Source organism: Dietzia sp. (genome assembly GCF_036741115.1).
Classification (GTDB): domain Bacteria; phylum Actinomycetota; class Actinomycetes; order Mycobacteriales; family Mycobacteriaceae; genus Dietzia.
In genome coordinates this window covers 1-9,698 of sequence record NZ_DAINST010000092.1, presented here as the reverse complement: position 1 = coordinate 9,698, position 9,698 = coordinate 1, and the positions used below count along the sequence as shown (strand labels likewise).

At 68.8% G+C, this 9,698-nt stretch carries 11 protein-coding genes; 4 read left to right on the top strand and 7 right to left on the bottom strand.

All coding sequences use genetic code 11. The annotated features are described in order from the left end of the window. The coding region (locus tag V7E05_RS12355) for an SRPBCC family protein (RefSeq protein WP_333619949.1) at nt 1–273 on the bottom strand (273 nt) is incomplete at its 3' end. 61 nt (nt 274–334) lie between these two features. Then, nucleotides 335–973 carry a YdcF family protein gene (locus tag V7E05_RS12350; RefSeq protein ID WP_333619948.1) on the bottom strand — a complete coding sequence of 213 codons (639 nt, stop codon included), beginning with the start codon at nt 971–973 and terminating at the stop codon, nt 335–337. A 208-nt stretch (nt 974–1,181) separates the two neighbouring features. Here V7E05_RS12350 and tpx point away from each other — a divergent pair, with 208 nt between their 5' ends. Beyond that, the gene (tpx, locus tag V7E05_RS12345; RefSeq protein WP_333619947.1) at nt 1,182–1,679 is read left to right on the top strand and encodes a thiol peroxidase; all 498 of its coding nucleotides are present in this window, start codon (nt 1,182–1,184) and stop codon (nt 1,677–1,679) included. 181 nt (nt 1,680–1,860) lie between these two features. On the opposite strand, the gene V7E05_RS12340 is transcribed toward tpx, so the two are convergent. From V7E05_RS12340 to V7E05_RS12330, 3 genes are all read right to left on the bottom strand, one after another. Beyond that, nucleotides 1,861–2,763 carry an aldo/keto reductase gene (locus V7E05_RS12340; RefSeq protein ID WP_333619946.1) on the bottom strand — a complete coding sequence of 301 codons (903 nt, stop codon included), beginning with the start codon at nt 2,761–2,763 and terminating at the stop codon, nt 1,861–1,863. 4 nt (nt 2,764–2,767) lie between these two features. Beyond that, entirely contained in the window at nt 2,768–3,616 is an 849-nt protein-coding gene (epsC, locus tag V7E05_RS12335; RefSeq protein WP_333619945.1) for a serine O-acetyltransferase EpsC, read from the bottom strand. Between the two features lie 88 nt (nt 3,617–3,704). Next, the gene (locus tag V7E05_RS12330; protein ID WP_333619944.1) at nt 3,705–4,484 is read right to left on the bottom strand and encodes a DUF1906 domain-containing protein; all 780 of its coding nucleotides are present in this window, start codon (nt 4,482–4,484) and stop codon (nt 3,705–3,707) included. A 272-nt stretch (nt 4,485–4,756) separates the two neighbouring features. Here V7E05_RS12330 and V7E05_RS12325 point away from each other — a divergent pair, with 272 nt between their 5' ends. Beyond that, nucleotides 4,757–6,184, top strand: coding sequence for an NAD(P)/FAD-dependent oxidoreductase (locus tag V7E05_RS12325; RefSeq protein WP_333619943.1), 1,428 nt, complete (start codon nt 4,757–4,759; stop codon nt 6,182–6,184). 122 nt (nt 6,185–6,306) lie between these two features. Here the strand turns inward: V7E05_RS12325 and V7E05_RS12320 are convergent, their stop codons facing one another. Continuing rightward, nucleotides 6,307–6,864, bottom strand: a complete 558-nt coding sequence (locus V7E05_RS12320) for a hypothetical protein (protein WP_333619942.1) — start codon at nt 6,862–6,864, stop codon at nt 6,307–6,309. Next, the gene (gene dapA / locus V7E05_RS12315; protein ID WP_333619941.1) at nt 6,864–7,754 is read right to left on the bottom strand and encodes a 4-hydroxy-tetrahydrodipicolinate synthase; all 891 of its coding nucleotides are present in this window, start codon (nt 7,752–7,754) and stop codon (nt 6,864–6,866) included. Before dapA ends, V7E05_RS12320 begins: the two co-directional genes overlap by 1 nt. Nucleotides 7,755–8,096: 342 nt before the next feature. Here dapA and V7E05_RS12310 point away from each other — a divergent pair, with 342 nt between their 5' ends. Then, a complete protein-coding gene (locus V7E05_RS12310) occupies nt 8,097–9,506 on the top strand; it encodes a hemolysin family protein (RefSeq protein ID WP_333619940.1) in 1,410 nt (469 codons plus the stop codon). Continuing rightward, on the top strand, nt 9,503–9,698 hold a 196-nt coding region (locus tag V7E05_RS12305; RefSeq protein ID WP_333619939.1), incomplete at its 3' end, for a CNNM domain-containing protein. The genes V7E05_RS12310 and V7E05_RS12305, both read left to right, overlap by 4 nt.

Genomic DNA, 9,698 nt, shown 5'->3' with positions numbered 1-9,698 from the left:
CTCCTGCCGCTTCTGCGCCGAGCTCGGCTCCACGAGCTCCCACGAGACCTCGCCCTCGTACCACTCGTACCTCAGCGTCATTTCGTCTTTGACGCCGAACTGGGCGATCTTCTCGTGGACGAGGACCGGCCAGCCCTCCGAATCCGACTCGAGCACCTTCGCCTCCGAGTGGGCCGAAGACCAGTTGGGGAGCGAGTCAATATCGGCGATGACCTCCATGATCTCCATGACGGAGGCGGAAATGTCGATGTCTTTCTGCACTGAAACAGCCATGCTCGCATCATAGTGACCTGCGTCACCGTGCCGCAGGCCGAGGGCGCAGAAGCATGCGCGACTACGGCGCGATGACTCCGGTGATCGGAATCGAGCCGGCCGCCGCCTGGCGGAAGTTGAGCACCGCGCGCGGGAGATGGAAGTCCTGCGTAACCAGCACGGCGGCGGTCGCGCCGCGATCGGCGAGGATCCGCGAGGAGTTCCTGGCGTTCTGGATGGTGTCCCCGGAGCTGCCTTCCTGGGTGATCCGGCCGGGGTCGACCCCTGCGCCGACCAGCCAGTCGAACATCGCCTGGGCCTCGGTGCGGCCGTTCTTCGGCGCTCCTCCGGTGACGATGATCGGCGCCGTCGGGTACTGGTTCGCGATTCGGAGGGCCGTGTTGAGGCGCGACTCGAGGACCGGCTGGATGCCTCCGTCCGGGTAGAGTCCGGCCCCGAGGACCACGATATTCGTGGTGAAGGGGTTGACCGCGAGGACCGCGGGGCTGTCGCCCGTGAAGTGCTCGTATTCGCCGCACTTCGCGAGGATCTCGGGCGGGGCCTGCTGGCACACGAGCGAGGCACCGCCGTTGTAGAGGGCCGCATCCGTGGGCATCTCCACAGACTGCGCCGAGGCGGTAGCGGCGCCCGCGGCGGCCATGCCGATCGCGAGGGCTGCGGCAGAGGCGACTCGAGTACCGCGACGAGAGCTGAAGAACATGCAAAACCTTTCGGCCCAGAGGGGTCGGGACACGCCCGTGGCGCGACAGACACAGATTTGTTACGGAAGTGACTAGAGTGACTTCCGCACCACCTACACTAGCCAGCTCGAAGGTAAATTACAACAACTTCGATACCAAATAGTGTCCAAATCTTAACAAAACCCTGCGTGCCTCCCGGACCCTCCGAACTTCCGGTAGAACGAAGCCATGGCTACTACGAACCTCAAGGGCAATCCCGTCAACACGATCGGCGAACTCCCCGCGGTCGGCTCAAAGGCCCCCGCCTTCGAGCTCGTCGGCTCGGATCTCTCCGAGATCACCAGCAAGGACGTCGCCGGCAAGCGCGTCGTCCTCAACATCTTCCCGTCGATCGACACCGGCGTCTGCGCGACCTCCGTGCGCAAGTTCAACGAGCTCGCCAGCGGCCTCGATAACACCGAGGTGCTCTGCGTCTCTGCCGATCTCCCGTTCGCGGCCAGTCGTTTCTGCGGCGCCGAGGGCATCGAGAACGTCCGTACCGGTTCGACCTTCCGCTCGGACTTCGGCAAGGACTACGGCACCACGCTCGTCGATGGCCCGATGGCCGGGCTAAACGCCCGCTCGGTGGTCGTCCTTGATGCCGAGGGCACGGTCCTCCATTCCGAGCTCGTCCCCGAGATCACCCAGGAGCCGGACTACGACGCGGCAGTCGCGGCGCTCGGCTAATCGGTCGGAGTTCGCCTCCGGATGCACACCGGCACGAAGGCATGGAGAGGGGCGGGGCGCCGCGGGCGCCCCGCCCCTCTCTCCTTCCCCGGAATCGAGCAGCCCACCGCGACTGCATGGGCCGTCGCAACCGAGCCGTCCGCGGCAACCGAGAGGCCCGTCGCTGTTGCTTATGCCCCGGCTATCCGCCGGCGGGAGGCGTGCGCATCCGCTCGTACGTTGCCGGATCGTGCCCCATCTGCCCCGTGCCGTCGAGCGCGGAGATCGCCTCCATCTCCGCGGGCGAGAGCTCGAAGGGCGGGGGCTCGGACCCCACGGCGAGGTTCGAGCCGAGTCGATCGGGATTCGCGGACTTCGGGATCACCGCGACGCCCTGCTGCAGCGCCCAGGTGAGGACCACCTGCGCGGCCGTCGCGCCGTGGGCGGCCGCCGCCTCCTGCACGGCCGGTGCACCGAAATCCGCCCCGCGGGCCAGCGGCGAGTACGCCACCACCTGCACCCCGAGCTCGCGGCACCGGGCGAACGTCTCCGGATTACTCCACGAGGGATGGAACTCGATCTGGTCCACGGCCGGGGCTTCCCCGCACTCGGAGACGAGGCGATCGAGGTGGGCGGGGAGGAAATTCGCCACTCCGACGTCATGCACGAGCCCTTCCTCCCGGGCTTCGAGCAGCGTGTCGAACGCTTCGGTGAAGCGGCCGAGAGACGGCAGCGGCCAGTGGATCAGGTAGAGATCGAGGTAGTCGGTGCGTAGCGCCTCGAGGGAGGCCTCGAGCGCCTCGCGGTAGCGCACGTCGCGATGCTCGTCGTTGCGCAGCTTCGAGGTGAGGAACAGGTCCGCGCGCGGGATGCCCGCCTCCGCGAGCGCGGCGCCGAGGAAGGCCTCGTTCCCGTAGACGGTCGCGGTGTCGATGTGGCGGTAGCCCGCCTCGAGAGCCGCATGGAGACCGCGGAGGTCCGCGTCGCGAGCGGAGGGGTCCGGCGAATCGCCGAGGAGGTACGTGCCGAGGCCCACCGCGGGCATCCGCGCCCCCGAGCGGAGGTTGAATCCCCTCGCGCGGGCGGCGCCCGACGAACCGGCCACCGCGCTACTCCTCGAGCGTCTGGTCCATGGCTTCTGCGGGCACCACATCGGGCTCCGCGATGCGCACGACCTTGGCCGGCACGCCGGCGACGGTGGCGAACGGCGGGACGTCGTGTAGCACCACGGAACCAGCCGCCACCTTGGAGTTGTCGCCGATGCTGATATTCCCGATCACGTTGCTTCCGGCGGAGAGGAGCACGCCGTTGCCCACCTTGGGGTGCCGGTCGCCGTCCTCCTTGCCCGTGCCGCCGAGCGTGACGCCCTGGAGGATCGACACGCAGTCGCCCATCCGGGCAGTCTCGCCGATGACGATCCCCGTGGCGTGGTCCGCGAGGATCCCCGAGCCGACAACGGCTGCGGGGTGGATGTCCATCGCGAACACCTCGGACACGCGCGACTGAAGGAACGACGCGGCCATGATCCGCCCGGACTTCCACATCTCGTGCGCCACCCGGTGGATCTGGAAGCCGAGAAACCCCTTCGCGAAGAGGTACGGAACCAGCAGGTTCGGGTAGGCCGGGTTGCGGGTGTAGGACACGTCCAGGTCCGCAGCCACGGCATCCATGACGGCGGGGGCGTCCTTCAACACCCGCCCGATCTCCTTCTCCAGGACGTGACGCCCGATTTCGGGGGTCGCGATCCGTGCGGCGGCCAGGCGGGCGAGGGACTCGGCGAACGTGTCGCAGCCGTCGATGAGGTCGAGGACGAGCCCGGCGACAAGCGGTTCCCTGCTGGCATCGCGGGCATCGTCCGACAGGCGGTCCCAGACGCGCGCCGCCTGCGAATCCACGCGGCAGGGTTCCGCTACGTGCTGCGGTGCCGACGTGCGGGGCAGATGTTCGGTGCTCGTCACTTCGACCACCCTACTCGGCGGACCGGAGCGATACCGAGTCCGCCGAGAGCGGCGGGTGGGCCGCTGGGCGGGGAATCGAGTAGAGCGACTAGCGCCACTGGCCGTAGTTACGCGAGTACACGTTGTTGACGTCGGAGGAGACGCCGCCGACGGTGTCCGCGCGACCGGGGATCTGGTAGATCGTGGCGAGCGGGTGGATCACGCCGCCCGAACCCCAGCCGTGCTGCCAGTAGTAGGTCCCGAGATTGTCGCCGCGGCACCAGTCGATGGTCGGGGCGTTGCAGTACACGCCGAGCACGAGACCGGAGGCGCGAAGCGCCATGTCCCATGCCTGCAGGTACGGACGGATCTGGTTGTCGTACTGGGCGCGCGACGGGTTGTCGTCGATGGCGACATACATCGCGGCGCCGGGGGTTCCGCCGGCGGCGTAGTGGATTCCGATGCCCTGCGGGGCGTGCTGGAGAGCCGCTGCCCATCCGCCGAGCCAGTCGGTGGTCTCGCCCTTGCCGAACTGGTAGCAAGACGTGATGGTGAGGCCGTTGGCGCGGAAATCGTCGGTCTCCGGGCGAGCGAGGGGCTTGCCGAGCATCCACTCCGCGCCGGGGCGGCGATTGGAGCAGTAGCGGATTGCGCCGAGGTGGCCGGCCGCACGAACGGAGCCGGCGGCGGGCACGCCCGCGGAGTAGTCGAGGATGGTGCCGAGGATGGGGCTGTTGCCGGCACCCGTGATCGGCTCGCCGCCGAACTGCAGGCTGCCGAGATCGGGAAGCTGGGCGTTGGCGAGCGGTGCGGCACCGACGGCCGCGGCGCCGGCCACGGCGGCGCCCATGCCCGTGCGGCGAAGGAAGGATCGACGATCCAGGCTCATGAGGTCTCCGTAAATCGAATGGTCTATCGACGAGCTGCGAATTCCCGCCCGTAGCGGGCCTCGAGCGCGGGGATGTGCGCCCGAGGTCCAGGTCGGGACTCACATCGAACGTAACGATTGTGTCACAGAAAGGCCTCGAATGCAGTATGGAGCTTTCGCGGTCCCTGGGCCGCGCGGCCCCGGCCCCTCCCCCGCGGAGAAATACGCGCCGGACCGCAGTAACATCGCGGGCGTCGCGCTCGCGGCAGGTTCGAGGGAAGGAAGTCTGGGACATGGCGGACATGGCGAAAGACATGAACACGGACGTGCTGGCAGACACCCGGAACCAGGTCCGCTCGAGTAAGGACGACGGCAAGCACCACGTCGTCATCATCGGCTCGGGATTCGGCGGCCTCTCCGCCGCGCAGGCCTTCGCCGGCGCCGAGGACTTCGAGGTCACGCTCGCCTCCACGGTCGGCTACCACCTCTTCCAGCCGCTGCTCTACCAGGTCGCCACGGGTACCCTCTCCGTCGGCCAGATCGCGCCGCTTACTCGGATGATCCTCGAGAAGCAGAACAACGTCGCCACGCTCCTCGGCACCGTCACCCACGTCGACCTCGAGACCCGCACGCTCGCGCTCGAATCCCCTGGGATCGACGGCGAACGCCTACGCACCCCGCTCGAATACGACTCGCTGATCATCGCTGCAGGGGCGAACCAGTCGTACTTCGGCAACGACCACTTCGAGGAATACGCGCCCGGGCTCAAGACCATCGACGACGCCCTGGAGATCCGCAGCCGCATCGTCAACGCCTTCGAGCGCGCCGAGACCTGCGACGACCCCGAGGAGCGCCGCCGCCTCCTCACGTTCATCGTGGTCGGCGGAGGCCCGACCGGCGTCGAGATGGCCGGGCAGATCGGGGAGCTCGCCCGCGAGGTCTTCGTCGATGCCTACCGGAACATCGACACCTCCGAGGCGCACGTGATCCTCGTCGACTCCGGCTCCGAGATCCTCTCCACGTTCGGTGACCACCTCGGCGGGCACGCCCACAAGACGCTGTCGAAGCTCGGCGTCGAGGTGCTCAATAACACCCGGGTCGTCGACATCGACCGCCACGGGGTCACGGTCAGGCGCAAGGAGACCGGCGAGACTAAGCGGATCCCCTCCTCGTGCAAGGTCTGGGGCGCAGGTGTTGAGGCCGCCCCGCTCGCGCGGCACGTCGCCGCCGCCTCGGGCGCGGACGTCGACCGCGCCGGCCGGGTCGAGGTCAGCCCCAGCCTCACGCTCCCCGGCCACCCCGAGGTGTTCTGCGTGGGCGATATGGCCGCCGTCGAGGGCGTCCCCGGACTCGCCCAGGGCGCCATCCAGGGCGGGGCGTACGCGGCCGAGCGGGTCATGCGCCTCGAGGCCGGCGAAGAAACAGTCGCCGACCGTCCGCCGTTCGTCTACAAGGATCTCGGCTCGATGGCCACGGTGGCGAAGTTCTCCGCGGTCGCCGACCTCTTCGGCAAGGCCCGTGTCTACGGCGTCGTCGGTTGGTTGATCTGGCTGTTCGTGCACCTCATGGGCCTGGTCGGTTTCTCCAACCGCTTCCTCGTGTTCAGCTCGTGGGCGTTCCAGACCGTCGGAAAGAACCGCCCGCTCCTCGCGATCACCAATCAGATGCTCCGGGGCAGGGAGGCCGTCCGCGAGGCGCGGCGGCTGGACGAAGTCCAGTAGCAGTCCGGTGACAAACCGGTAGGCGTCGGACCGCAGTCCCGTGGCGCACGGGAGACCGTCCGGTGGCGGCCGCGCCGGCAATTCGGTGGCCGGCCCGGCGACCGGGATGGGCCGCCCAGCCCTCAGGCCCCCGCTGCCCGGATCCGCTCGAGCGAGAACCGCGTGGCGAGCCACACGCAGAAGAGCTCGAGACCGTCCATGTGCGGAATCGAATTGGTAGCGTCGTCGCGGCCGCGCAGCGTCACTTTGTTCTTTCCGAACATCGCATGCGCATGGACGTCGAGGATTTCGCGGCCTTCGACGTCAGAAAGGGTCCAGTCCTTCCGTAACAGCGAGGTGGGCCGGAAGCCCAACTCGTGGCCGTACCAGAGGAAGGGTCCGTTACGCCCGAGGGTGAGCGGCCGCGAGAACTCGCCGACCACCTCCGCGGCGCCGCCTTTCCCCGAGTCCGTTCCGGCGCCGTCCCCGCCGGCGTCGGCCTCTGCCTCGGAGCGCGGGCGTTCGACGGCCTGATACGAGCGGCGCAGCGCGTACGAGCTTCGGAACTCCCAGCGGTGCCCGTCCATGGCCTCGGCGCGCACCGACAGGCCGACCCGAGAAGTGCGCAGAATCGAGCCGCTGCCCGCGAGGACGAGCCGCCGCCCGTTGCTCGAGCGCAGGCCTCGCCCCGCGGTGCGCATCAGCCGAGCCCGCTGGCCTCGAGCGCGGACACGATCTTGTCGCGGTGTTCCTGCGGCCCCTGGAGCAGCGGCATGCGGAGGCGGTCGGAGGAGATGATCCCCTGCATCTTCAGCGCGGCCTTGACCTGGATCGTGCCCTGCGAGGTATGCATCAGGGCGTCGACGATTGGGATGAGCCTGCGATGGATGTCGCGGGCCTGGGAGATGTTGCCCGCGTCGATCGCCTCGATCATCTCGCGGTACTGGTTGCCCGCGAGGTGCCCGACGACGGAGACGATTCCCACCGCACCTTGCGCGAGGTGCGCGAGGTTGAGCTCGTCCTCGCCCGAGAACCACAGCAGGTCGGTCTCCGCCATGATGCGCGAGGCCTCGAACAGATTGCCCTTCGCGTCCTTGAGCGCCTTGACCTCCTCGATCCGGTCGAGCTCGCGGATCGTGTCCGAGGTGAGCGCGAGGCCGGTGCGCCCCGGGATGTCGTAGGCCATGATCGGCAGGCCGTTCCCGGCCTTCGCCACCTGGCGGAAGTGCTCGACGATCCCCGCCTGGGTCGGCTTGTTGTAGTACGGAGTGACGACGAGCAACGCATCCGCCCCGCGCTCGGCCATCTCGCCGGCCGCGCGGGCGGAGTGCTCGGTGTCGTTGGTGCCGCAGCCCGCGATGACCGACACGCGATCCCCGACAGCCTCGACGACCACGCGGACGCACTCGTAGTCCTCTTCGTCCGTGGTGGTGGCGGACTCGCCCGTCGTGCCATTGACGAGGAGCCCGTCGTGGCCGTTGTCGGCGAGGTGGCGCGCGAGAGATGCGAGGGACTCGAAATCGATCGAGCCGTCCTCGTGCATGGGCGTGACCATCGCGGTGATCACGCGACCGAACGGATTGGGGGTCATGTAACTCACCTTCTCCTCGCGGGGCTCTACTCGGGCTCTCCGGCCGGTGGCAGCCCTCCGGCCGCCTCAACCTGCTCTGCCTCGAACTATAGCGGCACTATAGCGGCCTCGCGGCGGCCGGTCCCGGAGCGCCGCGCGGGTCCTGCGGGCGCCGCAGTTCCAGCACAAATAGCCATATTGCACTGGTTAAAGACCAGGTAGGCCGTGCTTTCTCGACTAGAGCTGTGCTATAAAAGTCTCTTATCTCCACAGCGCCGCACGGGTCGCGGCGCGACCGTCCCACCGGGGCGTGGGCTTTCGCCCGAATCGACCCCCATTCGCCTCGCGCGAGAAAGGCACGATTTGCTCACCGCCTGGATTCTTCTCCTGGCATTTCTCCTCCTGGTCCTCGCCAACGCCCTGTTCGTCGCGGTCGAGTTCTCCTTCCTCACTGTCGACAGGGCCGCCGTCCGCCGCGACGCCGCTGCGGGCGATCGCATCGCCGCCCTCGCGGAACGGTCGCTCTCCAGGACCTCCACCAATCTCTCCGGCGCCCAGCTCGGCATCACCGTCACGAGCCTCATCGCCGGCTTCATCGCCTCGCCGTCGATCGGCACGCTCCTCGAGCCCGTGCTCCGCGCCGTCGGCGCGCCGGACGTCGCCGCGGTCGCCGTGGCCACCACCGCCGCCTTCGTCATCGCCACCTTTGCCCAGATGGTCTTCGGTGAGCTCATCCCGAAGAACTGGGCGCTCGCGGCCTCGATGCGGGTGGTCCGACTATCGGTGGTGCCGCAGGCAGTATTCATGTGGTGCTTCGGCTGGCTCGTGTGGCTGCTCAACGGCACCGCGAACGCCGTGCTCCGCGCCCTGGGCTTCGAGCCCACAGAGGAGCCCACGACCGCGCGCTCGGGGGCCGAGCTGCTCAGCTCCGTCAACCGTTCGGGCCGCGTCGGCGTCCTCGACGCGCACACCGCGGACCTCGTCGCGCAGACCATCGAGTTCGGCGACCGTACGGCCGCCGACGCGATGCTCGCCCGCCCGCTCGTCCGCTTCGTCGACACCGAGAACGCCGCCGAGCTCCTCTCGCTCGCTGCGAGCACGGGGCATTCGCGCTTCCCAGTCCTCGGCGAAAGCGTCGACGACGTGCTCGGCGTCGTCCACTTCCGGCAGGCGCTCGAGATCCCCGAGACCGAGCGCGCCGATGTCGCGGTCGCCACGATCGCGCGGCCGCTCGCCGTCGTCTCCGAATCGATGACCCTCGACCCGCTCATGCGCGTCCTCCGCGAGGACGCCAACGAGATGGCCGTCGTGGTCGACGAGTACGGCGGCACCGCCGGCATCGTCACGCTCGAGGACCTCATCGAGGAACTCGTCGGCGAAATCGACGACGAGCAGGACTCCCGCACGATAGTCCACACGACCCGCCCCGGCGGTGGGGTCCAGGTCTCGGGCCTCCTCCGCCCGGACGAGCTCGGCGACGTCCTCGGCGCCGAGCTGCCCGACCCGGAGGAGACCGCGACGCTCACCGGCCTGCTTTCCGAGCGCCTCGACCGCCTCCCCGAGACCGGCGACGCGATCGAGGTCACCGCCCTGGACGTCGAGCACCGGGATGACGACGACCTTCCCACCCGCGTCCGCGTCCGCCTCACCGTCGAGGCGGTGGAAGACAACCGCGTCGGTTCCCTGCTCGCCCTCGTGCTTCCCGAGGGCGGCGATGCCGAGCCCGAAGACGATGCCTACTTACACGCCGAGAAGGAGGACGAAGCCCGATGAGTGATCCCGTCGCCCTCGCCGTCCTCGTCGTCCTCCTCGCGCTCAACGCGTACTTCGTCGCGGCCGAATTCGCGATGGTCGCCGCACGCCGGCACCACGTCGAGCCCGCCGCAGCGGAGGGCAGCCGCCTCGCGCGCGTGGCGATGCGCTCGATCGACGACCTCTCGACCTCGCTCGCCACGACCCAGCTCG

Coding starts and splice junctions, on each gene's coding strand:
- V7E05_RS12320 (WP_333619942.1), bottom strand. CDS start 6,864: ATGCGCACCGCGGGGCGAGGCCTGCGCTCGAGCAACGGGCGGCGGCTC.
- V7E05_RS12330 (WP_333619944.1), bottom strand. CDS start 4,484: ATGAGCCTGGATCGTCGATCCTTCCTTCGCCGCACGGGCATGGGCGCC.
- dapA (WP_333619941.1), bottom strand. CDS start 7,754: ATGACCCCCAATCCGTTCGGTCGCGTGATCACCGCGATGGTCACGCCC.
- tpx (WP_333619947.1), top strand. CDS start 1,182: ATGGCTACTACGAACCTCAAGGGCAATCCCGTCAACACGATCGGCGAA.
- V7E05_RS12325 (WP_333619943.1), top strand. CDS start 4,757: ATGGCGGACATGGCGAAAGACATGAACACGGACGTGCTGGCAGACACC.
- V7E05_RS12350 (WP_333619948.1), bottom strand. CDS start 973: ATGTTCTTCAGCTCTCGTCGCGGTACTCGAGTCGCCTCTGCCGCAGCC.